The sequence below is a fragment of the Roseateles sp. Mitsp63 genome, from assembly GCF_059491535.1.
In genome coordinates this window covers 3,254,628-3,281,044 of record NZ_CP168509.1, presented here as the reverse complement: position 1 = coordinate 3,281,044, position 26,417 = coordinate 3,254,628, and the positions used below count along the sequence as shown (strand labels likewise).

The following is a 26,417-nucleotide window of genomic DNA, read 5'->3' as shown; positions in this document are numbered from 1 at the left end:
CTAGGGCGCGCCCAGTTCCGGCACGCGCGCTTCGAGGTGACGCGCGAGTGCCCGCGCGATGCGCTCGTCGTCCGCCACGCTGGGATGGAAGTTGCAGCCGGACATCGACAGGCCCGGCACCGTCACCAGCCCGATCCGCGCGTCGCCCGACTGCCGGACCTGCCGCAGGACCTTGCGCACCTGGACGACCAGCTCCGAGTCCTCGCCGGCCGCGGCCCAGAGCAGCAGATAGGCCTGCGGATGGCGTTTGCGCAGCGTCTGGATGAAGTCGACATAGCCGGCCACGTAGTCCGCCTGCAGCTGTGCCCTCGTGGTCCATCGCTCGCCGCCATGCAGCGGTGTCGCGAAGTCGTTGGTGCCGAGGTTCACCATCACCGCCTGCGGCCGCCACGCCGGGTCGGCGGCGGCCGTGGTCTTGTCGAACAGCGCGAAGGGATAGGCCGCGGGCAGCACGTCGGCCGCGAAGCCGTCGAAGTTGCGCACGACGCCGCGTCCCGAGATGGCGTTCACCTGATAGTCGGCGTCATAACGGGCGGCCACCCGGGGGGCCACCCCCAGGGTGGTGTCGGTGAAGGCCCAGACCTGGTCCTCGCTGCACGCCCGCGATGGGGCGGTGTTGCCATAGCCCACCGTGTGGGAGTCGCCGATGAACTCGATCTGATGCATGCGCGCGGGCAGCGGCGCCCGGCGCCCGTCCGCGGCCAGGAAGAAGCCGCCGAAGCTGGTGGCGCCAGCCTGGCTCTCGCTGGCCACGTCGATCCGCAGCCGATGGGGCGCCGCCTGCGCGGAGGCGGTCACGCGATACAGACCGGGCGAAGGCCTGACCAGGGCGACCGGCGCCTGCGCGTCGAGCCGCACGCGCAGGCTCACCTCACCCGGTCCGACGCGGAAGTAGGCCTCGCTGCCGATGAAGGCGGCCTCGGCATAGGTGCCCGGCCACTGCCGGCGCAGGCTGCCGTCAGGACCCGCCAAGACGCGCCCCGACACCTGGGCCGTCAGCGGTTGCAGGCCGGGCGGCTCGGCCTCCAGCCGCACCACGGCCTGGGCCATGGCGGCCGAAGCGCCGGCCAGCGTCATGCCGAGGCAGACCGCCGGCAGGATCGGAATCGTGAGAGGACGTCGGGTGCGCATCGGTCGTTCGGTTCAGTTCGGAAGCGGGATCCGCGCATATTAGTTCGGCCGCCAAACGAAACTCCCTTCGCCGACGAGGTCGACACCCTTAAACTTCCGCGCCTGTCTTCCCGCTGCCCCATGCCCCACCTCACCCTCATCGCCGCCCTTGACCGCGCGCGCGGCATCGGCCGCGACAACGAACTGCTGGTCCGACTGCCCGAGGACATGGCGCGCTTCAAGGCGCTGACGCTCGGCCACACGGTGATCATGGGCCGCAAGACCTGGGACTCGATCCCCGCCCGTTTCCGGCCGCTGGTGCAGCGGCGCAACCTGGTGCTGTCGCGCCAGTCCGGCCTGCGGCTGGACGGCGCGGAGGTCTTCCCGGCGCTCGACGCCGCGCTGGCCGCCTGCGGCCCGGAGGAAGCCGTGTTCGTCATGGGCGGCGCGCAGGTCTACGCGCTCGCGCTGCCGCGCGCCGACGCGCTCGAGCTCACCGAGATCGACGCCCGCTTCGAGGCCGACGCCTTCTTCCCGGCCGTCGATCCGCGGCTGTTCGCGGAGGTCTCGCGCGAGCGCCACCACAGCCCCGCCGAGCGCGGCCACGACTGGCCCTACGACTTCGTCCGCTACGAGCGCCGCCGCTGATCGCGGCCGGCGCCCGCCCCTTCCACCGCTCTTGCATTCAACCGAACCCGCTGTCCCATGTCCGGCAATCATTTCCACGTCCACGGCCCGCACGATCACGAACTCGAGCACGCCGCCCAGCATGAGCCCAACGGCCTGGCCGGCCAGTTGGCGGTGATCACGGCCATCCTGGCGACGCTGGGCGCGATCTTCTCGTACATGGGCGGCGCCACGCAGTCCAACGCCGGCCTCTACAAGAACAACGCCGCGATCACCAAGACCGAGGCCGCCAACCGCTGGAACTACTTCCAGGCCAAGAGCAGCAAGCAGAACCTGGCCGAGTTCGCGCTCGACCTGACGGCGAGCGAGGAGCAGAAGGCCAAGTACCGCGAGAAGATCGCCCGCTACGAGACCGAGAAGAACGAGATCAAGGCGCAGGCCGAGAAGCTCGAGGCCGAGTCCGCCGAGTGGGACCACAAGAGCGACGAGCAGCTGCATCTGCATCACCGCTGGGCCCAGGCGACGACCGTGCTGCAGGTGGGCATCGCGATGGCCGCGATCGCGCTGCTGACCAAGCGCCGCTGGCTGGAGTACGGCACGCTGGGCGCCGGCGTGATCGGCATCGGCCTGGGCATCGCGGCCTGGCTGCACGTCTGAGACGGGCGATCCGCGGACGCCCGGCCTCAAGTTGGGGCGTGGCCGGTCGATAGCGAAGGGACCTCCGCCGCCATCCAGAGCGGCGCGGGACGGCCGCCAGGGAGGCGCTTCGCATGACATCCATTTCAGCGGCGGGCGCCAGCCTGCTGGACCGCATCGGCGCGAGCCGCGCGTCGACCGCCTACCGCCCCGCGGCCGGGACGTCGCAGGCCCGCGATGAGGCCGCCGCCGCGGCCTCGCGCCGCACGCAGCTGACGCTCAACGCCGGCAGCGCCGGCAGCGCCGGCGATCTGGTCTATGCGATGCCCAAGGGCCCCGCCCTCGGTGCCCAGCGCTTCTGGTCCGCCACCCGCGACGATGACATCAGCGCCTTGATGGCGCGCAACAGCGGCCGCGAGGCCCACACGCTGTCCGACCGCTGGCGCGGCCTGGGTGGCGCGCTCCTCAAGCAACTCGCCGGGACGGGCGGCAGCTATCAGCAGACCCTCGCGGACCATGTACCGCCGGTGGAGGGCGACGCGGTCGGCGTCGCCTCCGGCAGCGATCCCGCCACGGCGGCCGCCGCGCTGAAGAACGAGGCCGTGAGCGGCGTCTCGACGAGCGCCGCCACGGTCGAACTCAAGATCAAGACCCGCTCCGGCCAGACCGTCGAGCTGAAGATCGGCGTCAACGACGGCAGCAAGGGTGGCACGCGCGGCCTGCAGGTCGACGTGAAAAGCTCGGGGCCGCTCAGCGACGGCGAGCGCGACGCGTTGACCGAACTGGCCGGCGGGCTCGACCAGGTGCTGGAAGGCCTCGGCGAAGGCGCGCCCTCGCTGGACCTGTCCAAGCTGGCGGCCTTCGGCCAGAACGGCGCGCTCGCCGAACTCGATCTGAAGGTGGACGATCCCAACGCGCCGGCCGATGTCCCGGGCCGGATGAAGTCATTCGCGATGCACCTGGGCGCCGACAAGAAGTCGCTGTCGCTGCAGACGACCAGCGGCGAGATGAACCTCGAAGTCGACGCCACAACGGGCGGCACGGCCAATGGCCAGCAGCGCTGGAGCGCCATCGATCGGCTGCTCAAGCAGATCGACGCCGCGGCCGAGCGCGGGCATGCCGATGCCGGCATGACGAGGAACTTCAAGGAGGCCTTCAGGCAGTTGCAGGCGCCGGCGTCGGATGTGGCGGACGCGGCCGGCGGTCCGTCGGCTGCCGTCAAGGGCCGGGACATCGCCATCAAGGCCGGGAACCTGGAGCCGGCGGACAAGGATGCTGCCGTGCCGGCACTGAGCGACCCGCTGCGCTCGCAGGTGCAATCGATGCAAAGCGGCCTGGCGGATTTCAAGGCCAGCTTCAGCGCGGATTCGCAGCGCACGAACCGCTTCGGCGGCGTCAAGGAGGCTGGCCATGCCGAGTACCGCATCGGCCAGACGACGTCGAGCCGCGCCAACGAGGCGACGGGCGGCCAGTCCATCACGCAGTCCCAGACCGAGGAGCTGACCGCCAGCTATCAGAAGTCGCGGACCTATCTGCTGGACCGCGCGGGTGGCAACTACGACGCGACGACCGTGCAGGACAGCAGGACGGTGACGACGCTGATCGACACGACGCGGGATTCGATCGCGCGCGCGATGCGCAAGACCGACGAGCACCAGCTCCGGACCTTCACCGAGCTCGAGAACCAGCGCCCCACCGCCCACCAGGAGTGGCCGGAGCAACGAAGCATCGTGGAGCGGCTGCGGTAGGGGCCGCCCTCAGCCCTGGCGGAACAGGAAGCTGTAGGCGTTGAGCGCCGGAACGCCGCCCAGGTGCGCGTACAGGACCTTGGAGCCCGCCGGGAACTCTTGCCGCCGCACCATCTCGATCATGCCGTGCATGGACTTTCCTTCGTAGACGGGATCGGTGAGCATGCCCTCCTGGCGCGCGCACAGCCTGATGGCTTCGAGCGTGCCGCTGCTGGGCAATCCGTACTCGGGCCCGCCGAAGCGATCGTCGAGCACCACGTCGGCCTCCTCGATGGCCCGCCCCAGGTCCACAAGCTCCGCCGTCTGCCTTGCGATGCGCAGGATCTGGGCGCGCGTCCGCTCGGGCTTGGCCGACGCATCGATGCCGATGACGCGGTCGGCGCGACCATCCGCGGCAAAGCCGACCACCATGCCTGCTTGCGTGCTGCCCGTCACCGAGCAGACGACGATGTAGTCGAATCGCAGGCCGAGCTCGGCTTCCTGCTGCCGCACCTCTTCCGCAAAGCCCACGAAGCCCAGACCTCCGAGCGGGTGCTCGGAGCATCCCGCCGGGATCGGGAAGGGTTTGCCGCCGCCACGCCGGACCTCTTCCAGCGCCTGCTCCCAGCTCGGACGAATGCCGATGTCGAACCCCGCGGCATCAAGCCGGACGTCGGCGCCCATGATCCGGGACATCTCGATGTTGCCCACCCGGTCGTAGACGGCGTCCGAGTAGTTCACCCAGTTCTCCTGCACGAGGACGCACTTCATCCCGAGGTGCGCGGCAACCGCCGCCACCTGCCGCGTCTGATTGGATTGGATGCCGCCAATGGACACCAGCGTGTCGTAGCCACCCTCCAGCGCCTCGGGGATGAGGTACTCGAGCTTGCGTGTCTTGTTGCCTCCGAAGGCCAGCCCGCTGTTGCAGTCCTCTCGCTTGGCGTAGAGCTCGACCCGCCCCCCCAGGTGCCTGGACAGCCGCTTGAGCGGATGAATGGGCGTGGGTCCAAAGGTCAGCGGGTAACGCGGGAACTTGGAAAGCTTCATCTCGCGGCTCCTGTCGTGGTGAAGAACACAGTCGCTGGATGATAGGAATTCGAGAGGTTTTTGTTCTTGCAAACATCGCCCCCCGGACCAACACTTTGGCGCTCCATTCGCGCCTCACTTCGCCAAAATTCCGTGGAGAGCAGATTGAAAGAAACTTTATTGCAAGCCAAGAATGGCAACGCGTCCGCGCCCTACGCGCTTGACCGCACGGACAAGGCCATCCTTCGGCTCCTTCAGCGCGCCGCCTCCATGTCCAACGTCGCGCTTGCCGGCCAGGTGAACCTGAGCCCGCCCGCGTGCCTGCGACGAGTGGACCGACTCAAGCAGTTGAGGCTGATCAAGGCCGTCGTCGCGCTGCTGGAGCCCAAGGCGCTGCAGGCTGGCACGCTGGTGCTCATCGGCGTGGTGCTGGACCGATCGACCCCCGAGTCGTTCGCCCTGTTCGAGAAGGCCGTGCAGAAGGTGCCGGGCTGCCTCGAATGCCACGTCGTCACCGGCGAATTCGATTACTTCATGCTGGTGCGCGCGAGAGACAACGAGCACTACAACAGGCTGCACGCCGAGCACCTGCTCTATCTGCCGGGCGTGCGCCAGATCCGCACCTTCATGGTCCTCAAGGAAGTGCTCTCCACGACGGCCATCCCCGTGCCATGAAGAGCACCGTGCGCTCCCTGGTCATCGTGCTGGGAGACCAGCTGGGCCTGCACAGCTGTCGGATCTCGCCGCGGTGCGGCTGGGCGCCTCGTTCAGAACTTGAAGTTGCCGTCGGACCGGGCCTGTGAGCCGCTCGCGCAGCTCGTGAACTCGCGGTTGCCGCTACCGGTGGCCTGGTTGCTTTCCCACACGGCGGCCGAGCCGTTCCACTTCACGTATTTGTACTGGACGGCCGCGCCGGCGGGCAGGTTGACGGTGCCGGTCCACGGCACGTTGGCGCCTGATCCCTGGATGGTCAACGCGAAGCCCGAGCCCGGCGCCCAGGCGCCGAGGCCGCTCACGTTGCCCACCACGCGCAGGTTCTGGCCCGGCACCGTGTTGGCATTGGCGATGGTGAAGGTCACGGCGCAGTTGCCGGTGCCGCCGCCGCTGATCTGCTGGCCCGTGTAGATCGCCACCGCGGGCGTGCTGCCGCTGGTGTTGGCCGGCACCGTGAAACTGGCGTTGCCGCCGGCGTCCACCGTCACCGAGTCGGCCGTGCAGCCGGTGCCGGCGGTGTTCCTGGTGCCGTTGATCACATTGCAGTAGGTGCCGGCAGGCAGGCCGGTGGCGAAGCTCCGGGTCCAGGCGCTGCCGCTGTTGTTCAGCGCGACGAAGCTGACGCTGCCGCGGCTGAAGGCGACCTGGTTGCCGTTGTCCCCGACGATCCAGTTCTGCTGCGCCTGTCCGATGCTGGCATTGCGCAAGCCCACCATGTTGGCCAGCGGCGTCCAGCGGTGAGCGAAGTCCCACACCACGTTGATCTGCGGCACGCCGCCGCTGTAGGGGCTGGCCGTGGGGCGGTCGGCGTCGGTGCTGCTGAACTTGAAGCCGGAGTACAGCTGCGCCTCGCCATAGCCTTGGGCCAGCATGAAGATGTTGGCCAGCGTGTAGCGCTGGTTCGCGGCGTCGTTGTTGGCGGCGTTGTTGATGTTCAGCGAACTGCCATTGCGCTCGGTGTCCCAGTTGGTGACGAAGACCGTGGCGTTCTGCGGCTGGATGAAGCCCCAGCTGCCGCCCCAGTTGCCCCACGTGCCCATGATCCCGGGGATGCTGGACAGCGTGTTGCCGTTCTGGCCCCGGAACACGTCGCGCATCGCGTAGGGGAACTGGAACTCGTTGATCGTGCCGATGGGGAAGTAGCTGGGCCGGTCCACCTCGCCGTCGTTGATGATCTCCTGCGTGACCCAGAGGTTCTCGCCCTGCAGCGTCTTGGGATAGGCGGCCGTCACCGCGCTCATGATGGACGTCCACGCGCTGGCCGGCATGTGCTTGGCCGCGTCGATGCGGAAGCCGTCGACGCCCAGCGCCAGCAAGGCCTTCAGATAGTTGGCGATCTGGCCCTGCACGTAGCTGCTTTCCGTCGCCAGGTCGGGCAGGCCGCCGAGGCGGCAGTTCTGCACGTTGCCGCGGCCGGCCGGCGAGTTGTAGTCGGCATCGTTGATGGCGCAGTTGGCGTGGAAGTCGCTGGCGCTGAAGAAGGGGTAGCTCAGCGTCGCGGCGTTCCAGGTCGAGCCGTCCGTGGCCGTGCCGCTGCCGTCGGCCATCTGATTGACGACGATGTCGGCATAGACGCGCACGCCGGCCGCGTGGCAGGCGTTGATCATGGCCTGCAGCTGCGCGGGCGTGCCCATGCGGCTCGTCAGGTTGGCGTAGTTCACAGGCTGGTACACGCCCCACCAGCCGCTCGCGTTCTTGGACGCGCCAGGCGGTGAGATCTGCACGCCGCCAAACCCCTTGGGACCCAGCCATTGCGTGCATTCGGTGGCGATGTCGGGCCAGGCCCATTCGAACATCTGCACCGACGTCGAGTTCGGGTTGAGCGCCCGCGCGGGGCTGGCGAAGACGGCAAGGGCGGCGCTGACGGCGACGGTCAAGGCGCGGGCGAGCCTGCGGCTCGAAAAGGGCAGCTGGGGCATGTCGTGTCTCCGGTGTTGAGGACCGCCGCCCTTGTCGCGGGCAGCTGGCTTCGGCCACTCGACTGCATGCCATGGCCGCACTTTCCGCAGTCGGAAAGTGCGGCGACTCTAAACACGCCCACGCAAAAATTCCGTAGGAAAACTACCAAGTCACGCCGTTTGCCCTTAAATATGGAGAGGTCTGGTCGTTTTCTAATGTAGTTTCGCTACCGATCCCCATGAACTCGGTTCAACATCAACGCGATGAGGCGCCGGTACAAGAATGGCTATGTACGATGCCCGTCAGTTCAGAACCTCACGAGCCCCATGAAATTCGCCACCTGGAACGTCAACTCCCTGGCCGTGCGCCTGCCGCAGCTGCTCGACTGGCTGGCCGCCAATCCGGTCGACGCGATCGTGCTGCAGGAGACCAAGCTCACCGACGACAAGTTCCCGACCCTGGAAATCGGCGAGGCCGGCTACCAGGTCCAGTGGTTCGGGCAGAAGACCTACAACGGCGTGGCGCTGCTGTCGCGCGAGCCCGCCCAGGACGTCGTCAAGAACATCACCGGCTATGCCGACGACCAGGCGCGGCTGATCGCCGGCACGGTCGGCGGCGTGCGCGTGATCGGCGCCTACTTTCCCAATGGCCAGGCGCTGGACAGCGACAAGTTCGTCTACAAGATGGCCTGGCTGGACGGCCTGCGCGCCTGGCTCGCCAGCGAGATGCAGCAGCACAAGCAGCTGGTGCTGATGGGCGACTTCAACATCGCCCCCGAGGACCGCGACTGCTATGACCCGGCCGCCTTCGTCGGCCAGACGCACACCTCGCCGCAGGAGCGCGCGCACTTCCAGGCCTTGATCGACCTCGGACTCACCGATGCCTACCGGATGTTCGAGCAGCCGCCCAAGAGCTACAGCTGGTGGGATTACCGCATGCTCGGCTTCCAGAAGAACAAGGGCCTGCGCATCGATCACATCCTCGTGAGCGAGGCGCTGAAGCCCCGCGTCACCGCCTGCACCATCGATCGCCAGATGCGCAAGCTGCCCAAGCCCAGCGATCACGCCCCGGTCATCGTCACGCTCGACTGACCTGAGCGCCGCCGCGGGCGGCGCTCAGGCCGCGTCGCCGTCGAGTTCGTCCGGATCCATGTCGCCACGCATCAACGCGGCGCATTCATCGAGCAGCGCATGCAGGCGCCGCACGCGCTCATCGCCCAGGCGCTCGTTGAGCGAGAGCTGCGCGCGCTTCCAGGTCGCCTTCATCTGCCTGCGGCGGGCGTGGCCCTCCTCGGTGGCCTGCAGCTGACGGCTGCGCGCGTCCGGCCCGGGCAGGGTCTCCACCAGCCCCATCGCGAGCAAGGGCTGGATGTTCCGGGACAGCGTCGAGAGGTCGAGGTCCATGCGGCGCGCGAGCTCGCTCGGCTGGATCGGGCCGAGCACCACGATGTGCGACAGCAGCGCGTACTGCGTGGTCTTCAGGCCGGTCTCGGCGAAATGGGCCTCGCAGTGGTTGGAGACCAGCCGTGTCACCTGACGAAGCTTGAAATTGGTACAGCCCTTCGGCGAGATCGGCTCGGCCTGGGCGGCGCTCGCCGCGGCGGACGTCTTCGTGGCGGTGACGGAGGCGTTCATGAGGCCCTTCCAGTGGAAGCCTGCGGTTGTCGCAGGGGTGCTTGACAGCGGAAGATTGTAGCTGCAACCATTGCAGCCACAAGTTTCCGGATGACCTCCCCTTCACCCGACAGGAATGCACGATGAGCGCAGCTTTGACCCCCTCGCACGACGAAGCGCTGGCCCAGTGGCTGGCTGAAGAGAAGGCGGTCCGCGCCCATCTGCGGCCCGAGCATGGCGTGGCCACCATGGCGGAGATCGCCGGGCTGAACGGCCTGCAGCAGATGCAGGCGATGCTGGACGGCAAGCTCCCGCCGCCGCCGATCGCGCAGACGCTGGATTTCACGCTGCTGAGCGTGAGCAAGGGCGAAGTCATCTTCCAGGGCTCGCCGAAGTTCCGGCACTACAACCCGATGGGCACGGTGCATGGCGGCTGGTACGCGACGCTGCTGGATTCGGCACTGGGCTGCGCCGTGCATACGACGCTCGAGCCAGGCCGCGGCTATACGACGCTGGAACTCAAGATCAACCTGGTGCGGGCGCTCAACGAGCGCGTGCCGGTCGTGCGCGCCATCGGCCGCGTGCGACACGTCGGACGCCAGATGGCCACGGCGGAGGCCGACCTGGTCGGGCATGACGGCAAGCTGTATGCGCATGGCAGTACGACTTGCTTGATATTCGATCCGGCCGCGCGCTGACCCCACTCTTTTTCACCCTCTCCCCGCCTGCGGGGAGAGCAACCGTGTCAAGCGCTGCTGCTTGCCAACTCCCTCGCCCCCACAGGGGGAGAGGGTGGGGGAGAGGGGGCGTTTCGAAGGGCAGCAGCGCTGGGGCAAGAGCCCCCTCCCCCACCCTCTCCCCCTGTGGGGGCGAGGGGGTTTACTGCGCCGCCCGGCTCTTCTTCCCCCTCGCCCGCTTGCGGGGAGAGGGGCCGTCGAAGTACGGCAGTCGTGCCCGTAACGCGCCCGCGTTCGAGAAAACTCAAGCGCGCAGCGCGCTGGCCTCCTTGGCCAGCTGCGTGATGCGGGCCCAGTCGCCCGCCTTCACCGCGTCGGCCGGCGTCAGCCAGGAACCGCCGCAGACCTTGACGTTCGGCAGCGCCAGGAAGTCCGGCGCCGTCTGCACCGTGATGCCGCCCGTCGGGCAGAACGCCACGTCCGGGAACGGCCCCGCCAGCGACTTCAGCAGATTCACGCCGCCCACCGCCGTCGCCGGGAACAACTTCAGGAAGGTGTAGCCCGCGTCCGCCGCCATCATCACTTCGCTGGCCGTCGACACGCCCGGCAGCAGCGGCAGGAAATGCGCCTCGCAGGCACCAGCCAGTTCATGCGTGAAACCAGGACTGACCGCGAAACAGGCCCCGGCCTGCTTCGCCGCCGCCGCGTCACCCGGCGCGCGCAGCGTGCCGGCGCCGACCAAGGCCTGCGGCACCTCCTTGGCGATCGCCGCGATCGCCGCCAGCGCCGCCGGCGTGCGCAGCGTCACCTCCAGCACTTTCACGCCGCCCGCCACCAGCGCGCGCGCCAGCGGCACCGCATCCTCGACGCGGTCGATGACGATCACCGGAATCACCGGACCGTGCTGGGCCAGGCTCAGGGTGTTCAGGATGGAACTCATGCGATCTCCTCGTAGTCCTCTTCGATTTCGCCCCGTCGGCGGTCCGCGGTCAAGCCCGGCTCACAGCCAGGTGACCGCGCCCTCCTCCGCCGAGGTCACGTTGCGCCTCATGCCGGCGAACAGCTCCCGGCCCAGGCCCGCGCCGTTCTCGGCGACCGCATCCGCGGTGATCTGGGCCAGCTCGCGCCGGTCCCACTCCGCCGCCGGCACCAGCGCCGTCAGCTCACCGCTGCCCGCGCACACGCGCACCAGATCACCATCGCGCAGCTTCGCCAGCGGACCGCCCGCCAGCGCCTCGGGGCTGACGTGGATCGCCGCCGGCACCTTGCCCGACGCGCCGCTCATGCGGCCGTCCGTCACCAGCGCCACCTTGAAGCCCTTGCCCTGCAGCACCGCCAGCGGCGGCGTCAGCTTGTGCAGCTCCGGCATGCCATTGGCCTGCGGCCCCTGGAAGCGCACCACGACGACGACGTCCCGCTCCAGCTCGCCCGCCTTGAACGCGGCCTGCATCGCCTCCTGGCTGTCGAAGATGCGCGCCGGCGCCTCGACCGTGTGCCGGTCCTCCGGCACCGCCGAGACCTTGATCACCGCGCGCCCCAGGTTGCCCGCCAGCAGCTTCAGGCCGCCCGTCGGCGAGAACGGCGCCGCGGCCGTGCGCACGACCGCCTCGTCATTGCTCTTGGCGGGCAGGCCGGTCCAGGTCACGCTGCCGTCCTCCGCGCGATGCGGCAGGCGCGCGAAGGCGTTCAGGTCCTGGCCCGACACCGAGGTCAGCACGTCGCCATGCATCAGGCCGGCGCCGATCAGCTCGCGGATCACGAAGCCCGGGCCGCCCGCGGCCTGGAACTGGTTCACGTCGGCGCTGCCGTTCGGATAGACACGCGCCAGCAGCGGCACCACCGCCGACAGCTCGGAGAAATCGCTCCAGTCGATCAGGATGCCGGCGGAACGCGCCACCGCGATCCAGTGGATCAGATGGTTGGTCGAGCCGCCCGTCGCGAGCAGCGCCGCCATCGCGTTGACGATGCTGCGCTCGTCGACCATGCGGCCGATCGGCGTGTAGTCACGCTGCGGGATGATCTTCAGCGCCTGGCGCACGGCCTCGCGGGTCAGCGCCTCGCGCAGCCCGTCATGCGGATGCACGAAGGCCGCGCCCGGCACATGCAGGCCCATCGCCTCGAGCAGCATCTGGTTGCTGTTGGCCGTGCCGTAGAAGGTGCAGGTGCCCGCGCCGTGATAGGCCTGCGATTCGGCCTGCAGCAGCTCGTCGCGGCCCACCTTGCCTTGCGCGTACAGCTCGCGGACCTTGGCCTTGTCGTTGTTCGACAGGCCCGAGCTCATCGGCCCCGCCGGCACGAACACGCAGGGCAGATGCCCGAAATGCAGCGCGCCGATCAGCAGGCCGGGGACGATCTTGTCGCAGATGCCCAGCAGCAGCGCCGCGTCGAACACGTCGTGGGACAGCGCCACCGCCGTGCCCATCGCGATCGTGTCGCGCGAGAACAGGCTGAGCTCCATGCCCGGCGTGCCTTGCGTGACGCCGTCGCACATCGCCGGCACGCCGCCGGCGACCTGCGCCGTCGCGCCCTGGCGATGCACCTCGTCCCGGATGATCGCGGGATAGCCCTCGTAGGGCTGGTGCGCCGACAGCATGTCGTTGTAGGCGGTGACGATGCCCAGATGGGGCGCCTTCTCGGCCACGATGCGCAACTTGTCGTTGGCGGGCATCGCCGCCACGGCGTGGGCCACGTTCGCGCAGCCCAGGCGCTGCACGCCGCGCTGGCGGCCCGCCATGCGCTCGATCAGGTCCAGATAACGCTCGCGCGAAGCGGCGCTGCGCGCCTTGATGCGCGCGGTGACGTCCAGAAGCGTCTTGTTCATGCCGTCTGCCGATGTAACTCGGCCAGGGTTAGATTGGTAACCATATTACACGCCCGCAGGGCCGGCGTCGCCTCCCGATCTGGTTTCCCAGGTACAAGGTGGTTACAGAAACGCGCGCGCCCCGAAACCCTGGCGGCATGCCACGTACCCGCGCCATGGCAGCATGTCGGCCATGATCGACGATCCCCTCGCGCAGGCCCGCCTCGAAGACCTCCCCGCCCACAGCCAGCAGCTTCTGGACATCGCCGAGCGCCAGTGGGACCGCGAGCACGGGCTGATGCTGTTCGCCTACGGTTCACTGATGTGGAACCCGGGTTTCGTGCCGGCGCAGACGCTGGTGGCCAGGGTCCAGGGCTATCACCGCGCGCTGCGGCTGCGCTCGCTGGTGAATCGCGGCAGCGCCGAGCAGCCCGGCCTGGTCATGACGCTGCTGTCCGGCGGCAGCTGCCGCGGCCTGCTGTACCGGGTCGAGCCCCAGGACAGCGAAGCGACGCTGCGCCGGCTCTGGCTGCGCGAGATGGTGGTCGGCACCTACGTGCCGCGCTGGCTGGCGTGCCATTGCGCCGGCGGCGGGGGCACGCGCAAGGCGCTGGCGTTCACCTTGTCGCGGCGCAGTCCGGGCTGGGCCGGCGACATCGCCGACGACCGCCTGCTGCACATCCTGCGTCACGCGCGCGGCCGCTACGGCACGACGCTCGATTACCTGCAGCGCGCCGTGGCCTGCCTGCGCGAGCACGGCATCCACGACCGCGCGCTGGAGCGGCAGCTCGCGCTGGCCCGGCAGAACGGCCTGTGAGTCAGCCCAGGGACCGCAGGCCGACGTCGCTGGGGCGCGGCGTGGACGGATCGATCGCCAGCCGCTCCAGGTCCTCGACGGTGTCGACGTCGATGAGCACGCCGGGGTCGTCGACCTCGACCGCCTGGGCGGGATAGCGCGCCAGCAGCCGCCTCGCGCCCTCGTCGCCCTGCAGGCTGGTGAGTTCGGAGAACAGCTCGGCGCTGAAGCCCACCGGATGGCCGCGCCGGCCGCGGTACTGGGCGTAGGCGATCGGGTCCTTGGCGATCGCGCCGGCGACGGCCGCGAGCGTGCTGGCGCGCACCATCGGCATGTCGGCCGGCAGGATCAGCCAGCCCGGCGCGTCCCCTGTCGCGGCGACACCGGCGGCGATCGAATGCCCCATGCCCAGCGGTGCCGGACGGCCCAGGCGATCCTGGTCGGGCAACACCAGCATGTCGCGCGAGGCCACGTGACGTCGGACCAGCGGCGCCAGCGCGGTCGAGGTCACCACCAGCATCTGCAGGCCGGACGCCAGCGTCTGGCGCAGCGTGAGCGCCAGCACGGTGTCCCCGTTCAAGACCTGTTCCAGCTTGTGGCCCTCGCCGCGGAAGCGCTGTCCGCGCCCTGCCGCGAGCACGACGACGGCGGGTCGTCGTTGATTCATGCGTACTTCCTTCTGGTTTGGTCCCGATCCCCCTGGCCGCCTCTCGTGGGCGCGGCTTCGTGCGGAGAGCATGCCTGCCGCGCGGGGACGGCCGCACCCGGAGTTTCACGAGTGGGAGCTTTACTTAAGGATTCGCCCGATACTGGGTGAATGGACAAACTCTCCGATCTGCGCAAGAGCTACGAGCGCGACGAGCTCGATGAACAACTGGCCGCCAACGAGCCGCTGCGCCAGTTCCGGGACTGGTTCCAGCAGGCGCTGGACGCCAAGGTGCCCGAGCCCAATGCGATGACGCTGGCCACCGTGGGCCGCGATGGCCGGCCGTCGACGCGCATCGTGCTGGTCAAGGACATCGAGGAACGCGGACTCGTCTGGTACACGAACTACGACAGCCGCAAGGGCCGCGAGCTCGAGGAGCACCCGTTCGCCGCGCTGCAGTTCCACTGGGTGGAGCTGGAGCGCGTGGTGCGCATCGAAGGGGCGGTCGAGAAGGTCGACGCGGCGCAGTCGGATGCGTACTACGCGTCGCGGCCGCTGGACTCGCGGCTGGGCGCCTGGGCCTCGCCGCAGAGCCAGGTGATCGCGTCGCGCGCGGTGCTGGTGGCCAACGCGGCGAAGGCGGCGGCCCAGCATGGGCTGAACCCGAGCCGGCCGCCGCACTGGGGCGGCTTCCGGCTGGTGCCTGAGCGCTGGGAGTTCTGGCAGGGGCGCAAGTCGAGGCTGCATGACCGGCTGGTCTATCGCCGAGACGGCGCGGCATGGATCCGCGAGCGCCTCGCACCTTGAGGCTGCGGGCCCTCGCCTCTCGTCTCCACGCTCTGGCCTCACGTCAACGCGCAGTTTTATCCCCTCGCCCCCTCGCGGGGGGCGAGGGAGTTCTTGCCGGCAGCGCTCGCTCCTTCTTACACCCTCGCCCCAGCGGGGAGAGGGAGGGGAGAGGGGGCTCGTGCCACAGCGCTGCTGCCCTTCGAAGCACCCCCTCTCCCCTGCCCTCTCCCCCCGCGCGGGGGGCGAGGGAGTTCTTGCCGGCAGCGCTCGCTCCTTCTTACACCCTCGCCCCAGCGGGGAGAGGGAGGGGAGAGGGGGTTCGTGCCACAGCGCTGCTGCCCTTCGAAGCACCCCCTCTCCCCTGCCCTCTCCCCCCTCGCGGGGGGCGAGGGAGTTCTAGCGCGAGGTCACCGCGCTCGAGTCAGAACCTGACCTGCATCCCGGCGAACAAGCTGCGTCCCGGCAGGGGCGTCAGCGGCCGGATCGTCTGCACGCTGCCCGCGCTGTAGGCCAGCTTGTTGGCGAGGTTGTCCAGCTTCACGTACCACATCGCATCGAGCTTGCCGATGTCGAAGTGGCGCGCGATGTTCAACCGCAGGATGCCGTAGCCAGCCGTCGGCGTGTCGAAGGCCGGCACGCGGTCCTGGCGCATCGCGCCGCGCAACTCGGCCTGGATCAGCCACGGCCCCCGTTCCGCCTGCAGCGACAGGCTGCCCCGCACCGGCGACAGGCGCGGCAGCGCCTCGCCCGTATCGCGATTGATGCCGCGCACCAGATCCACCGTCGTGCCCAGCGTCAGCCCCCAGCCCGCCACCGCCGGCAGCGGCTGGCGTCCTTCCAGCTCGACACCATGCAGGCGCGCCCGCACGCCGCGATAGAGGAACTCCGGCACCGACTTCGTCTCACCGTCCTCGCCCACCTCATCGATCGAGCGCCCGCTCGCATCCAGCGCGATGTAGTTCGCGAAGCGCGTCTCATAGACCTGCACGCTCCACTTCGCGTCGCCCTGCTTCCAATGCAGGCCAAGGTCGATCGCCTTCGCGCGTTCCAGCCCCAGGTTCACGTCCCCGACCTCGAAGGCCCCCGACGCCACGTGCTCGCCGTTGGCGAACAGCTCGTAGAAGGTCGGCGCGCGCTGGCTGCTGCTCAGGTTGCTCGACAGGCTGAAGCCGTTGCCCAGCTCGTACGCGCCGCTCAGCGAGAAGCTCTTCGGGCTGAAGCGCCGTGTCACCGGGTCGCCGAAGCGCTCCTCGTCGCCGCCGGTCGACGACACGTTCACGCGCTCGGCGCGCGCGCCGGCCTGCAGGCTCCAGGGACCGGACTTGAACTGCTCGATCAGGAACAGCGCGTGATTGCGGGTCTTCGTGCCCGGCACCAGCGCCTCCTCGCCAAGCGCGGAGAAGTCGCTCTGCTCCCACTGCCAGCCGAGCACGCCCTGCATCCTTCCCCAGTCCCCCTGCAGCGCCGCGTGCGTCGCCTCGACGCGGCCGTCCTTGCCCTTGGACGAGAAGACGGTGCCGACCTCGCCGCTGCCCTCCAATTCCTGATGCTTGTAGCGGCTGCTCGCGAACTGCCAGGTCACACGCGCCAGCCCCGGCAGCGGATCGCGCCATTCGCCGGCGGTGGCCAGGCGCTGGCGCTGCATCTCGATGCGCACGTCGGGCTCCACGGTGACGCCGTAATCGTTGTGATAGTCCTCGACCGAGACGCCGGCATAGCCTTGTGCGAACAGCAGCGAGCCGCCCACCGCGCCGCTGCGGCCGTGGCTGTCGGAGTTGCGGACGCGGGAACGCCAGCCGTCCTCGCTGAGGAAGCGCGGCACGCGCTGGTCGTCGGCATGACGGTCGGCCGCGTCGACGTGCCAGGCGAAGGCGTCGCCGCCGCCATCGAGCACGACGGCGCCGCCGCGCTCCTTGGCCGCGCCGCCCAGGCGCACTTCCGCCGCGCCATTCAGGCCAGGCTGCGCGAGACGGGGAATGCGGTTGTCGATCGCATTGACGACGCCGCCGATCGCATTGCCGCCGTACTGCAGCGCCGCGGCGCCGCGCAGCACCTCCACGCGCGTCAGCACCAGCGGATCGACCGGCAGCGCGTGATCGAAGCTGAGGCTGGACGCATCGACGGAGGCGCCGGAGTTGCTCAGCATGCGCACCCGGTCGCCATCGAGGCCGCGCATCGTCGGGCGATTGCTGTTGGGGCCGAAGTAGGTCGAGCCCACGCCGGCCAGGCCATCGAGCGTCTCGCCGAGGTTGGCTCCGCGCTTGAGCGTCAGCGCATCGCCGCTGAGCACCTGCACCGGCGCGGCCAGCTCGCGCTGGCTCAGCGGGTTGCCGGTCACCACGACCGCATCGAGCTTGTGCTTGTGCGCGCGGGCGCCGCCGCCGGAGGCCGTATCGGCCGCGGCCGCGGGGTCGGCCCCGGCGCCTTCAGCGGCGGCCTGGGCGGCTGGCACCGCCGGCGCCTGCTGCGCCCACGCGCCCGCCGACGCGGCGCTTAAGGCCAGGGCCAGCAGCGTGGGCTGGAGGGCGGGTTGGAAAGCGGCGCGCGACGGCGCCAACGAACGGATCGAAGCAAAGGGGATGGCCATGAGGACACTCTCGAGCGCCGGCGGCCGAGCGCCGCGGCGCCATCAATTTCTTGGAGAGCCCGCGCGAGGCCGCCGCGACACCGAGGACGGGCGCGAACGGCCCGGTCACGTCAACGGACGTGTCTGAGCGCGGGCGGAATCGATGGAGGGGTCAGGCTCTGGGCGGGCCGCGGGCGGACTTGCGCCACAGCTGCGCGAGCGTGGCGTCGTGGGGCTGGGCGCCGCCGAGCGGATGATCCGGCAGCGCCACGGTCCAGGCGAAGGCCTGGACGATCGGGCCCAGCGCATGGCTGAGCTGGTCGAGCAGCTGGCAATCGCCGGAGCCGGCGACATGCCCGATCTTGAACAGCGACGCGCCCTCGTCGGCGCCGCTGGCCGCCGCGACGCGCTCCAGTTCGGCCGCCTGCTTCGCGGCCTGCACCGCGAGCCGCACCGGCTCGGGCATCGGGCCGCCGTGCAGCGCCCGGTGCACCAGGCCCAGCGCCTGGAAGCCCAGCAGCGCCACCACGCACAGCCAGACCCAGCCGAGCGGCGGGCGGGTCATCGGCGAGGTGGACGCGGCGCGCATCGGGTCGATTCCAGTCCGCGCGCCTCAGCGGGCCGCGGGCACCGCCTGCATGACGCGGTAGAACATCCCGTAGGGATCGTCGTTGAGCACCGTCATCTGGCCCTCGACGGTCACCACGTCCAGCGTGTAGCGCACCGGCGACCTGCTGCGCACCTCGACCAGCCCTTCCGGACCCGCCGGCACGCAGAACGAGCAGCTTGTCGGCACCGACGACAGCAGGAAATGGCTCTGCTTGTCCCCCGGCTCGAGCGGCATCATGAATCCCTGGACCTTCACCGTGCGCTTGTCCAGCGCGAGCACGCCGGCCGGGAAGCTCGGGATCACCTTGCTCTTGTCCGCCTTGACCGTCACCGAGGACAGCAGCTTCCAGCTGACGACGCCGTCGACTTCCTGCAGCGGCTTGAACGGACTGCGCGGGTCGTGATAGCCCGGACCGGAGCCCATCGGGATCGCACCGCCCGCGGCGGCCTGCGCGATCACGTCGCTGGCCGAAGCCAGCGCGGCGGCGCCCGTCAGGCAGGCAGCCACGCCGGCAGCCAGGAACCGGCGCGAACGGGGAGCAGCGGTGACGGAGCGTGCAGTCATCGGCGGAGGAGCGTGAACGCGGCCTCAACGCCGCGTGAAAGCGAGCATTGTGCCTCGCGCGGACGATGGCTCAAACGAACCCGCGGGCGAGCCGCGATCACCGCGGCGTCTGCAGCAGTTCGGTGACTTCCAGCCGATAGCCGCGCCAGGCCGGCCAGGCCGCGGCGATCAGCGCCAGGCCCAGCGCCAGTGCCGGCACCAGAGCCTCCCACGGCGAGAGCCAGGCGCCCGAGATCCGCACCGACTGCTGCGCCGCCAGCACGGCGCCGAGCCCGGACGTCAGCGCGTGCGCCAGCGCCAGCGCGATCAAGGCGGCGAGTCCCGCCAGCATCAGCGCCTCCATGCCGATCAGCGCCGCGACGCGCGCCGGCGCCGCGCCCAGCATGCGCAGCATCGCCAGATCGCCCTGGCGCTCGCGCACCGCGTTCAGCAGCGCCACCAGCACCGACAGCGAGGCCGCCAGCAACAGCACGCCGCCAAAGCCCCGCAGCACTTCCACGCCCACACCCAGCAGGCTCAGCAGCCGAGCCGTTTCCAGGGCCGGCACCGAGGCCTGCAGGCCGGCCTGCGCATTCACCCAGCGCGGCAGCATCACCGCGGCCAGCGGGCTGCGATAGCGCACCAGCACCATGCTGACCTCCAGCGCCAGATCGTCAGGCGCCGCGCCAGGGTCCTCATGCGCGTGGTCCTCGTGGTCCTCATGGCTCGCCGGTCCGTGCCCGTGCGCCGCATGCGCCTCCCAGACCGAGGCCAGGTCCGTCAGCACGAGCCGATCCACCACGCCGCCGGTGGCCGCCAGCACGCCGGTGACTTGATAGGCCTCTTCGTGCTCGCCGCCGCCCGAGGCCAGGCCGTGCGTGCCGTGGAAGCGGTCGCCCGGCTTCAAGCCCGTCAGCGCCGCCACCTCCGCGCCGAGCACCGCCTGCATCGGGGCTTGCCAGCCCTTCCCTTGCGCCATCTCGAGCCGGTAGAGCTCGAGATAGCCGCCCGTCGTGCCGACGATGCGGAAGCCTCGGAAGCTGTCGCCCAGCGAGATGGGCACGGCGGACGCCACCAGCGGCTGGGCACGCAACTGCGCGACGGTCGCGAGCGGAATGTTGCCGGTCGACTGGTCCAGGTGGAACACGCCCGCCAGCAGGATCTGCATCGGGCTGCCCTTGGCGCCGACCACCAGGTCGATGCCGTCGAGATCGCGCTTGAGGCCCTGCTCCAGCTGCTCGCTGACCAGCACGACGAAGCCGATCGCCGCCAGCCCCAGGCTCAGCAGCAGCAGGTTGAGCGCCGTCAGCATCGGACGGGCCCAGAGGTAGCGCCACGCCAGGCGCGGCAGGTTCAGCGGCGCGCGGCTCATGCGGCCTCCGCGGCCCGCGAACCCAGCGCCAGCCGGCCAAGCGCGCTCCAGCCCGCCCAGGCGCGCTCGATGCGGGCGTCGTGCGACGCGATGACGAGGCACACGCCATGCTGATCGGCGGCGCGCCGCAGCAGCGCGAGCGTCGCGTCGCAGGCCTCGTCGTCGAGGTTGGCGGTGGGTTCGTCGGCGAGCACGAAGCGCGGCGCCCGCAGCAGCGCCCGCGCCAGCGCGACCCGCTGCGCCTGCCCCTGGCTGAGCGCGTGCGGCCGGCGCTCGAGCAAGGCGCCGACACCGAGTTCGCCGAGCACCGTCCGGATGCGCGCCAGGTCCGGCGCGAGCCCCGCGGCGACATAGGGCAGCGACAGGTTGTCCCGCACGCTGAGCGAGGGACTCAGGTGCAGGCGCTGCGGCACGAATCCGAGCTTGGCGCCACGCCACGCATCGCGCGCGGCCGGCGCGAGCGCTCCGACCTCCACCCCATCCATCGCGAGCCGTCCCGCCGACGGCGTCAGCAGCCCCGCCATCAGCGCGAGCAGCGTGCTCTTGCCGCTGCCGGACGCGCCACGCATCAGCAGGTGCCCGCCGGCGTCCAACGAGAAGTCAGGGAAGCGCAGCTCGGCCCCTGCGCCGTAGCGATAAGCCAGGCCGTCGAACCCGACCAGCGCTCCCTCGGCCATCAGCCGGCCGCCTCGTCCTTCAGCAGCGCCTTGAACTTCAACGCGAACTTGTCGACCTTGGGCGCGACGACGAAGGCGCAGTAGCCCTGCTCCGGATGGTTCGCGAAGTAGTCCTGGTGATAGGCCTCGGCGGGCCAGTAGTTCTGCTCGGGCTGGACCTCGGTGACCACCTTGCCGCCATGGGCGCGCTGGGCTTCGTCGAGCACCTGCCGGATCACGCCGAGCTGCTCGGGCCGGGTGTAGTAGATGCCCGAGCGGTACTGCGTCCCGGTGTCCGCGCCCTGGCGGTTCAGCGTGGTCGGGTCGTGGATGGTGAAGAACACCTGCAGCAGGTCCTCCAGCGAGACGGCGCTGGTGTCGAAGCGCACCCGCACGACCTCGGCATGCCCGGTGTTGCCGGAGCAGACCTGCTCGTAGTTGGGCTGGACGACCTGGCCGTTGGTGTAGCCGGACTCGACCGCGCGCACGCCCTTCACCCGCAGGAAGACCGCCTCGGTGCACCAGAAGCAGCCGCCGCCGAGGGTGATGAGGTCCTCACCGGGCGCTAGCGTGACGGGGTTGGGCGTGGTGCTCATGGCGTGTCCTCTTGAAAACTGTCGGCCGGCTCAGATCGGGCCGGATCATCGCGGATCAAGTCCCGCCGCCGGCCGCTCACTGTGCGCTCAGCGCCAGATCCACGCGCGGCTGCCAGGGCTTGTCCCTGTCCTCGCCGCGATCGTCCGCCTTCGCATGCAGCTTGGGCGAAGCCAGGAACATCCGCGCGTTCGGCACCCCGCGCTCGATCAGCGCGTCGCGGACCGCGACCGCCCGCTGCAGCGCCAGTTCGCGCAGCTGCTCGTCGGTGACGGTGTAGCTGTCCATCAGCAGCGTCCTCATCTGCTCGGCCGGCAGGTCCTTGGCCAGTCCGATGAAGTTGCGCGGCTTATTCGGCAGCTTGGCGCTGTCATAGACCACCTTCAGCAGCCGCGCGCGCTGCGCGTCGTCGAGTGCCACCGGCGCCTGCGCCGCATCGGATGCCGCCGAGGCCGCCGGCGCCGCCGACGTGAAGGACGCCCGGCGCAGCTCGCGGCGGCGCTCGGCCACCATCGCCTCTTCCAGCCGGGCCGCCTGCGCGGCGCGGCGCTCCGCTTCCGGATCGACCCAGCCGGTGATGCTCAGCTGCAGCGCCGGCTTGTCCGCCAGCACCTGGGTCAGCGGGTCCAGCTTCTTCGCCGTCTCGGGCGCCAGCGCCGCGGTGCCGGGAGGGAACTCGAGGTGACTCGTCTCGCCACCACCGCCGCCCGAAAGCAGCGAGAACGGCGCCGTCAGCGCCTTGGTCAGCAGGTTGATGATCAGCTTGACCACCAGCCCGCCGACGCTGAATTCCGGATCGTTGAGGGAGCCGCTGACCGGCAGGTTGACGTCGATGACGCCATCGCGGTCCTTGAGCAGCGCCACCGCCAGCTTGACCGGGAGCCTGGTCGCGGACGGGCTGTCGATCCGGTCGCCGAAGGTCAGCTGGTTCAGCACGATCTTGTTGTCGGCCTGCAGCCGGCCGCCGGGCTCGATCTGATAGTGAACCCGCGTGGACAGCTTGCCGCGCTCGATCGCGTAACCGGCGTACTTGCCGGCATAGGGCGACAGCGGCGCCAGTTCGACATCGGTGGCGCTGGCGGTGATGTCCAGCGCCAGCGGCGCGCCGCTCGGATTGAGCTGGCCGCTGATGTCGAGCAACCCGGTGCCTTCGACCTTGCCCTTGAGCTGCAGCGGCGCCATCGCCGCCGAGCCGGCCGAGAACGCGCCCAGCGTGCCGGTGAGCTCGCTCAGGTTGGCGCTGTAGTTGGGCTTGATGAAGCGGTCGTTGAAGTCGACCTTGCCGCCATTGACACGGGTCTCCGCGATGCTGAGCCGCAGCGGCGGCTCGCCCGCCGCGGACGAGGCGGCCGCGGACGCCGCGGTCGGCTGCGGCGCCGAGGCCACGCTCGCCACCGTCGCGGCCACCGGCGCGGAAGCGGCCGGCGTGCCCGCCGCGGCGGCCACCGCCTGGCCCTGGGCGGTCTGGTTCAGGTCACGCAGGTTGAGCCGGCCCTGCTCGTTGACGATCAGGCGCGCGTAGAACTCGTCCAGCACCGCCTGCTGGATCTTGACGTCGGGCGCGCCGCCCGGCGCCAGCGCGAGCTTCAGCCCGGCGAGCTTCAAGCCCTGCCAGCTCAGCAGGTCCTCGGCCGAACGCCGCTTGCCGTCCTGCAGGCGCGCCTGGCGCAACCGCAGGTCGGCGATCAGCAGCTCGCCGCCCGCGCGCACCGACGGCCCCTTCGGCGTCTCGGTGAAGTCGAAGTCGCCACGGATCGAGCCCTCGGCGCGCTGCAGGTGGATGCCGATCGCCGGATCGAGGTAAGGGTCGGCCCAGTGCAGCGGCAAGTGCTCCGCGGTGATCCGGCCCGAAGCCTTCAGCGGCGCCAGCGCGAGCTGGCCATCCCAGCGGAACCGGGGAACGTCCCTCGCCGCGCGCCGGGTCGAGTCGGGGCGCCGCAGCGTCGCGCTCAACTGCGCCGGCAGCGGCTTGCGCAGCTGTCTGCCATCCCAGTCGATGCCGGCCACTTTCAAGCTCAGTTCCTGGACGCCGATCGGACGCGCGGGTTCGTCATCGAGCACGTGGGTCGCCAGGTCCAGCAGCGTTGCCTCGCCGCCCTCCACGGCGATCTCCGCGATCTGCGCGCTCCAGGGCGCGTTGCCGGCGGGCTTCGCCGCCACCTCGCCGTGCTCGGGCGCGTCCAGCGTCAGGCGGTCGCCACGGCCCGCGGGCGCGCGGCGACCGGAAGGCGTCGCGGCGCCCGGTCCGGCCGGCGTGGCGGAAGCCGTCATCCAGCCGTCCCAGCTCCACTTGCCCGCCTTGTCGCGGCCCAGGTCCAGCTTCGGCCCGGAGAGCGCCACCCGCCCGGCGGTCAGCCTGTGGCTGTCCAGCGCGACCTCTCCCTGATCCAGGCTGAGCTGCTTCAACGCCAGCACCGTCTTCTTCCCGTCGGCGAGCTGCACGTCCTCCAGGCTCAGGCCCTTCAGCGACAGCTTGAGGTCCTCGCCATTCGGCCCGGCCCGCACGGCCCCCTGCGTCGCGAAGCGCCCCTGCAGCGACAGCGGCGTCGCGCCCTTCAGATAAGGCGCCAGGCCGTCGAGCGCGAGGTCCTTGAGCGCCCATTCGAGCGCGATGCCCGCGGCCCCGACCTGGCCCTGGCCGGAAAGACTGGCCGGCACCTTGGCGCCTTCCGGCGCGAGGCTCGCGGAGATCTCGACGGGCGCGGCCTTGGCCGCCAGCGGCCAGCCCAGCCCGGTGCCCTTCAGGGTCAGACCGTCGACGCGCCATGTCGTGGCGGGACGCAGCGTCTCGTCGGTCCAGCCGACCCGCCCGCCTTCGAGCACCAGCTGCTGAACGCCGACGCGCCAAGGCGCGGGCGCCGCGGCGCCGGACGCCGGCTTGGACGCCTGGGCCGGCACCGCGGCCGAGGGGGCGGGCGGCGCCATCTCCGGCAACCACAAGCGCCCTTGCGCATCCCGGCCCATCAACAGCTCGGGCTGCTTCAGCGAGATCGCGCCCAGCAGCACCTGCCGCTTCAGCGGCTGCACGTCCGCCAGATCGACGGTCAGCGCCTGCCAGCGCAGCCAGTCCTCCCAGGCGCCTTCAGCGCCGCCGGCTCCGCCCGAGTCCGCGCGCCGCTGCAGCGACAGCTCGCGCACGGCGGCGCGCCCGCTGAGCTTCACCTCCGGCGCCTGCTTCGGCGGTTGCCGGAAATCCACCTTCACCTGCGCGTCGATCAGCCCCTTGGCCAGGCGCATCGGCACCGCCTTGGGCCAGTAGGCGCGGTACGCCGACAGGTCCAGCGCGTCGAGCCTGACGGTCATGCTCGCGCTGCGCGTGTCGGCGAACGGCTGCGCCTCGCCCTCGCTCTGGAAGCCCACGCCGTTGAGCTGGCCCGACAGCCGCGGCAGCACGTGGACCTCTTCATCCGCGTCCAGCGTCGACAGGAACGGGATGCCCAGGTGCAGCGCCTTGAGCTCGTGGACCATGCCGGCCGCGCGATCGTCGAGCCGGAATTCGCCATCGGTCAGCTCGATGTTGTAGACGGCCACCTCGGCCGGCCCGTCGTCAGGCTTGGCCGGCGCCTTCGACGCCGCGTTCAGATGCGCGACGACGTCGTCCAGGTCGGTCTTGCCATCGGGCAGCAGCGCCACGCGCACCCGCGGCGCGTCGACCGTCAGCGAGGACAGCACCGGCGCCAGATGCCACAGCGAGCGCGGCGACAGCGCCGCCCGCAAGCGCTTGACCTCCAGCTGCGGCGGCGCGGAGGCCGAGGGGCCGCCGATCCTCAGCTCGTCCAGCGTCAGCGCGAGCCGCCACGGCGTGAAGCTCGCGCCGCCCAGCGTCACCGGCCGGCCCAGCTGCTCCGAGGCGATGCGCACGCCGGCCCGCTCGATCCACATCGGCAGCGCCACCCACGCGACCAGCAGCAGCGCGACGACGGCCAGCACCAGGCCCGCGAGCGCGCGCAGCGCGCGGCGGGGCCAGACGGGAAGAGCGGAGAGGAACACGGGATCCACCGGCGTTCGCCGGACAAGTCGTCAAGGAAGCCGATTATGCTGGCGGGCTCAACACCTGACACCGTCCAGTGCCTCGATGAACGACCTGATACATGCGGTGGCGGCCTTCCTGCTGCCTCCCACCGGCGCCTTCCCGCTGCTGCTGCTCGCGTGGTGGCTGCGGCACCGCCGGCGCTGGCTGTCGGGCGCGCTGTTCGCCGCCGGCCTGGTCGCCGTGTGGGTGGGCAGCACCGAGTTCGGCGCGCTGTGGCTGCAGGACCGGCTGCTCGGCCGGCAGCAGGCGGTCCGGATCCAGGCGCTGCGCGACAGCCCGCCGCGGCACAGCGTGATCGTGGTGTTGGGCGGCGGCGCCCGCAGGCTGATGCCGGAGTACGGCACCGCGCAGCTCAAGACGGCCTCGATCGAGCGGCTGCGCTACGGCATCTGGCTGTCGCGCCAGACGGACATCCCGCTCGTCTTCACCGGCGGCACGCCGCGCGACGCGCCCGGCGAGACCCTGACCGAGGCCATGCTGGCCGAGCGCACCGCGACGCAGGAGTTCGGCTTCACGCTCGCCTGGAAGGAGGATCGCGCCACCGACACCCGCGAGAACGCGAAGTACACCGCCGAGCTGCTGCGCGGCAAGGGGATACGGCGCGTGATCCTGGTCACCCACGACGTCCACATGCGCCGCGCGATGCGCGCCTTCCGCGAGGCGCTGCCGCCGGACGTCGAACTGATTCCCGCGCCCATGGGCCTGGCGCTGCCCGGCGTCGAATGGCGTGACCTGCTGCCCTCGCAGGAAGGCACGGCGCGGGCGCGCTACCTCGGCTACGAATGGCTGGGCTACGCCGCCGGCCATTGACGCCGGGACGCCGGGACGCCGCAAATAGAAACCCCTTCCGCTCCGGGCAACCCGGTCGCGGAAGGGGTGGGCGGACCAGCCGCCTTTGGGGCTCCACGGCCATCTGCCGCAGGGCTCCTGGCGCGCAGAGACTGCGCCAGAGAAAGTGCCGGAAAGGCCTGACAACCTTAGAT

Annotated in this window: 23 protein-coding genes; 9 read left to right on the top strand and 14 right to left on the bottom strand. The window is 70.4% G+C overall.

Annotated features, from left to right (window positions below):
• A complete protein-coding gene (locus ACEN96_RS14520) occupies positions 1-1,131 on the bottom strand; it encodes an SGNH/GDSL hydrolase family protein (RefSeq protein WP_495583799.1) in 1,131 nt (376 codons plus the stop codon).
• 120 nt (positions 1,132-1,251) lie between these two features.
• Between ACEN96_RS14520 and ACEN96_RS14515 the strand changes: the two genes are divergently transcribed.
• The 3 genes from ACEN96_RS14515 (at position 1,252) to ACEN96_RS14505 (ending at position 4,121) form a co-directional block, all read left to right on the top strand.
• A complete protein-coding gene (locus ACEN96_RS14515) occupies positions 1,252-1,758 on the top strand; it encodes a dihydrofolate reductase (protein ID WP_495583798.1) in 507 nt (168 codons plus the stop codon).
• A gap of 57 nt (positions 1,759-1,815) precedes the next feature.
• The gene (locus ACEN96_RS14510; protein ID WP_495583797.1) at positions 1,816-2,394 is read left to right on the top strand and encodes a DUF4337 domain-containing protein; all 579 of its coding nucleotides are present in this window, start codon (positions 1,816-1,818) and stop codon (positions 2,392-2,394) included.
• Positions 2,395-2,507: 113 nt separating this feature from the next.
• The gene (locus ACEN96_RS14505; protein ID WP_495583796.1) at positions 2,508-4,121 is read left to right on the top strand and encodes a hypothetical protein; all 1,614 of its coding nucleotides are present in this window, start codon (positions 2,508-2,510) and stop codon (positions 4,119-4,121) included.
• 9 nt (positions 4,122-4,130) lie between these two features.
• On the opposite strand, the gene ACEN96_RS14500 is transcribed toward ACEN96_RS14505, so the two are convergent.
• Positions 4,131-5,147 carry a 1-aminocyclopropane-1-carboxylate deaminase gene (locus tag ACEN96_RS14500; protein WP_495583795.1) on the bottom strand — a complete coding sequence of 339 codons (1,017 nt, stop codon included), beginning with the start codon at positions 5,145-5,147 and terminating at the stop codon, positions 4,131-4,133.
• A 159-nt stretch (positions 5,148-5,306) separates the two neighbouring features.
• On the opposite strand from ACEN96_RS14500, the gene ACEN96_RS14495 reads away from it, so the two are divergent.
• Positions 5,307-5,801 (top strand): Lrp/AsnC family transcriptional regulator, encoded by a 495-nt coding sequence (locus ACEN96_RS14495; RefSeq protein ID WP_495583794.1) that lies wholly within the window; start codon positions 5,307-5,309, stop codon positions 5,799-5,801.
• 92 nt (positions 5,802-5,893) lie between these two features.
• Here the strand turns inward: ACEN96_RS14495 and ACEN96_RS14490 are convergent, their stop codons facing one another.
• Positions 5,894-7,759: a carbohydrate-binding module family 20 domain-containing protein gene (locus ACEN96_RS14490; protein ID WP_495583793.1), complete on the bottom strand. Its 1,866-nt coding sequence runs from the start codon at positions 7,757-7,759 to the stop codon at positions 5,894-5,896.
• 306 nt (positions 7,760-8,065) lie between these two features.
• On the opposite strand from ACEN96_RS14490, the gene ACEN96_RS14485 reads away from it, so the two are divergent.
• The gene (locus ACEN96_RS14485) at positions 8,066-8,830 is read left to right on the top strand and encodes an exodeoxyribonuclease III (RefSeq protein WP_495583792.1); all 765 of its coding nucleotides are present in this window, start codon (positions 8,066-8,068) and stop codon (positions 8,828-8,830) included.
• 24 nt (positions 8,831-8,854) lie between these two features.
• On the opposite strand, the gene ACEN96_RS14480 is transcribed toward ACEN96_RS14485, so the two are convergent.
• Positions 8,855-9,373, bottom strand: coding sequence for a MarR family winged helix-turn-helix transcriptional regulator (locus ACEN96_RS14480; RefSeq protein WP_495583791.1), 519 nt, complete (start codon positions 9,371-9,373; stop codon positions 8,855-8,857).
• A 122-nt stretch (positions 9,374-9,495) separates the two neighbouring features.
• Here ACEN96_RS14480 and ACEN96_RS14475 point away from each other — a divergent pair, with 122 nt between their 5' ends.
• On the top strand, positions 9,496-10,050 hold the full coding sequence (locus ACEN96_RS14475) for a PaaI family thioesterase (RefSeq protein WP_495583790.1): 555 nt from the start codon (positions 9,496-9,498) through the stop codon (positions 10,048-10,050).
• A gap of 283 nt (positions 10,051-10,333) precedes the next feature.
• Here ACEN96_RS14475 and eda read toward each other — a convergent pair whose 3' ends face one another.
• Positions 10,334-10,969, bottom strand: a complete 636-nt coding sequence (eda, locus tag ACEN96_RS14470; RefSeq protein ID WP_495583789.1) for a bifunctional 4-hydroxy-2-oxoglutarate aldolase/2-dehydro-3-deoxy-phosphogluconate aldolase — start codon at positions 10,967-10,969, stop codon at positions 10,334-10,336.
• Between the two features lie 60 nt (positions 10,970-11,029).
• Positions 11,030-12,850 (bottom strand): phosphogluconate dehydratase, encoded by a 1,821-nt coding sequence (gene edd / locus ACEN96_RS14465; protein ID WP_495583788.1) that lies wholly within the window; start codon positions 12,848-12,850, stop codon positions 11,030-11,032.
• A 172-nt stretch (positions 12,851-13,022) separates the two neighbouring features.
• Here edd and ACEN96_RS14460 point away from each other — a divergent pair, with 172 nt between their 5' ends.
• Positions 13,023-13,646, top strand: coding sequence for a gamma-glutamylcyclotransferase (locus ACEN96_RS14460; RefSeq protein ID WP_495583787.1), 624 nt, complete (start codon positions 13,023-13,025; stop codon positions 13,644-13,646).
• A gap of 1 nt (position 13,647) precedes the next feature.
• On the opposite strand, the gene ACEN96_RS14455 is transcribed toward ACEN96_RS14460, so the two are convergent.
• The gene (locus ACEN96_RS14455; RefSeq protein ID WP_495583786.1) at positions 13,648-14,292 is read right to left on the bottom strand and encodes a nucleotidyltransferase family protein; all 645 of its coding nucleotides are present in this window, start codon (positions 14,290-14,292) and stop codon (positions 13,648-13,650) included.
• A gap of 150 nt (positions 14,293-14,442) precedes the next feature.
• On the opposite strand from ACEN96_RS14455, the gene pdxH reads away from it, so the two are divergent.
• Complete coding sequence (pdxH, locus tag ACEN96_RS14450) at positions 14,443-15,078, top strand: pyridoxamine 5'-phosphate oxidase (protein ID WP_495583785.1); 636 nt, start codon at positions 14,443-14,445, stop codon at positions 15,076-15,078.
• 403 nt (positions 15,079-15,481) lie between these two features.
• Here the strand turns inward: pdxH and ACEN96_RS14445 are convergent, their stop codons facing one another.
• The 7 genes from ACEN96_RS14445 to ACEN96_RS14415 form a co-directional block, all read right to left on the bottom strand.
• The gene (locus ACEN96_RS14445; RefSeq protein WP_495583784.1) at positions 15,482-17,647 is read right to left on the bottom strand and encodes a TonB-dependent receptor; all 2,166 of its coding nucleotides are present in this window, start codon (positions 17,645-17,647) and stop codon (positions 15,482-15,484) included.
• Between the two features lie 151 nt (positions 17,648-17,798).
• Positions 17,799-18,215, bottom strand: coding sequence for a hypothetical protein (locus tag ACEN96_RS14440; protein ID WP_495583783.1), 417 nt, complete (start codon positions 18,213-18,215; stop codon positions 17,799-17,801).
• 24 nt (positions 18,216-18,239) lie between these two features.
• Complete coding sequence (locus tag ACEN96_RS14435) at positions 18,240-18,800, bottom strand: DUF3299 domain-containing protein (RefSeq protein ID WP_495583782.1); 561 nt, start codon at positions 18,798-18,800, stop codon at positions 18,240-18,242.
• Positions 18,801-18,897: 97 nt separating this feature from the next.
• Positions 18,898-20,151 carry an ABC transporter permease gene (locus tag ACEN96_RS14430; protein WP_495583781.1) on the bottom strand — a complete coding sequence of 418 codons (1,254 nt, stop codon included), beginning with the start codon at positions 20,149-20,151 and terminating at the stop codon, positions 18,898-18,900.
• Complete coding sequence (locus ACEN96_RS14425; protein ID WP_495583780.1) at positions 20,148-20,828, bottom strand: ABC transporter ATP-binding protein; 681 nt, start codon at positions 20,826-20,828, stop codon at positions 20,148-20,150. The genes ACEN96_RS14430 and ACEN96_RS14425 overlap by 4 nt, the downstream gene beginning before the upstream one ends.
• The gene (gene msrA, locus ACEN96_RS14420) at positions 20,828-21,403 is read right to left on the bottom strand and encodes a peptide-methionine (S)-S-oxide reductase MsrA (protein WP_495583779.1); all 576 of its coding nucleotides are present in this window, start codon (positions 21,401-21,403) and stop codon (positions 20,828-20,830) included. Before msrA ends, ACEN96_RS14425 begins: the two co-directional genes overlap by 1 nt.
• A 76-nt stretch (positions 21,404-21,479) precedes the next feature.
• Positions 21,480-25,391 carry a DUF748 domain-containing protein gene (locus ACEN96_RS14415; protein ID WP_495583778.1) on the bottom strand — a complete coding sequence of 1,304 codons (3,912 nt, stop codon included), beginning with the start codon at positions 25,389-25,391 and terminating at the stop codon, positions 21,480-21,482.
• 85 nt (positions 25,392-25,476) lie between these two features.
• Here ACEN96_RS14415 and ACEN96_RS14410 point away from each other — a divergent pair, with 85 nt between their 5' ends.
• On the top strand, positions 25,477-26,244 hold the full coding sequence (locus ACEN96_RS14410) for a YdcF family protein (protein WP_495583777.1): 768 nt from the start codon (positions 25,477-25,479) through the stop codon (positions 26,242-26,244).
• The last annotated feature ends 173 nt before the right edge of the window (positions 26,245-26,417 follow it).

Excerpts from the sequence above, each read along its gene's own strand:
- ACEN96_RS14490 (WP_495583793.1), bottom strand. The coding sequence starts at position 7,759 with ATGCCCCAGCTGCCCTTTTCGAGCCGCAGGCTCGCCCGCGCCTTGACC.
- ACEN96_RS14510 (WP_495583797.1), top strand. The coding sequence starts at position 1,816 with ATGTCCGGCAATCATTTCCACGTCCACGGCCCGCACGATCACGAACTC.
- ACEN96_RS14475 (WP_495583790.1), top strand. The coding sequence starts at position 9,496 with ATGAGCGCAGCTTTGACCCCCTCGCACGACGAAGCGCTGGCCCAGTGG.
- ACEN96_RS14520 (WP_495583799.1), bottom strand. The coding sequence starts at position 1,131 with ATGCGCACCCGACGTCCTCTCACGATTCCGATCCTGCCGGCGGTCTGC.
- eda (WP_495583789.1), bottom strand. The coding sequence starts at position 10,969 with ATGAGTTCCATCCTGAACACCCTGAGCCTGGCCCAGCACGGTCCGGTG.
- ACEN96_RS14460 (WP_495583787.1), top strand. The coding sequence starts at position 13,023 with ATGATCGACGATCCCCTCGCGCAGGCCCGCCTCGAAGACCTCCCCGCC.
- ACEN96_RS14455 (WP_495583786.1), bottom strand. The coding sequence starts at position 14,292 with ATGAATCAACGACGACCCGCCGTCGTCGTGCTCGCGGCAGGGCGCGGA.
- msrA (WP_495583779.1), bottom strand. The coding sequence starts at position 21,403 with ATGAGCACCACGCCCAACCCCGTCACGCTAGCGCCCGGTGAGGACCTC.
- ACEN96_RS14410 (WP_495583777.1), top strand. The coding sequence starts at position 25,477 with ATGAACGACCTGATACATGCGGTGGCGGCCTTCCTGCTGCCTCCCACC.
- ACEN96_RS14485 (WP_495583792.1), top strand. The coding sequence starts at position 8,066 with ATGAAATTCGCCACCTGGAACGTCAACTCCCTGGCCGTGCGCCTGCCG.
- ACEN96_RS14425 (WP_495583780.1), bottom strand. The coding sequence starts at position 20,828 with ATGGCCGAGGGAGCGCTGGTCGGGTTCGACGGCCTGGCTTATCGCTAC.
- ACEN96_RS14445 (WP_495583784.1), bottom strand. The coding sequence starts at position 17,647 with ATGGCCATCCCCTTTGCTTCGATCCGTTCGTTGGCGCCGTCGCGCGCC.
- pdxH (WP_495583785.1), top strand. The coding sequence starts at position 14,443 with ATGGACAAACTCTCCGATCTGCGCAAGAGCTACGAGCGCGACGAGCTC.
- ACEN96_RS14435 (WP_495583782.1), bottom strand. The coding sequence starts at position 18,800 with ATGACTGCACGCTCCGTCACCGCTGCTCCCCGTTCGCGCCGGTTCCTG.
- ACEN96_RS14440 (WP_495583783.1), bottom strand. The coding sequence starts at position 18,215 with ATGCGCGCCGCGTCCACCTCGCCGATGACCCGCCCGCCGCTCGGCTGG.
- ACEN96_RS14480 (WP_495583791.1), bottom strand. The coding sequence starts at position 9,373 with ATGAACGCCTCCGTCACCGCCACGAAGACGTCCGCCGCGGCGAGCGCC.
- ACEN96_RS14500 (WP_495583795.1), bottom strand. The coding sequence starts at position 5,147 with ATGAAGCTTTCCAAGTTCCCGCGTTACCCGCTGACCTTTGGACCCACG.
- ACEN96_RS14515 (WP_495583798.1), top strand. The coding sequence starts at position 1,252 with ATGCCCCACCTCACCCTCATCGCCGCCCTTGACCGCGCGCGCGGCATC.
- ACEN96_RS14430 (WP_495583781.1), bottom strand. The coding sequence starts at position 20,151 with ATGAGCCGCGCGCCGCTGAACCTGCCGCGCCTGGCGTGGCGCTACCTC.
- ACEN96_RS14505 (WP_495583796.1), top strand. The coding sequence starts at position 2,508 with ATGACATCCATTTCAGCGGCGGGCGCCAGCCTGCTGGACCGCATCGGC.
- edd (WP_495583788.1), bottom strand. The coding sequence starts at position 12,850 with ATGAACAAGACGCTTCTGGACGTCACCGCGCGCATCAAGGCGCGCAGC.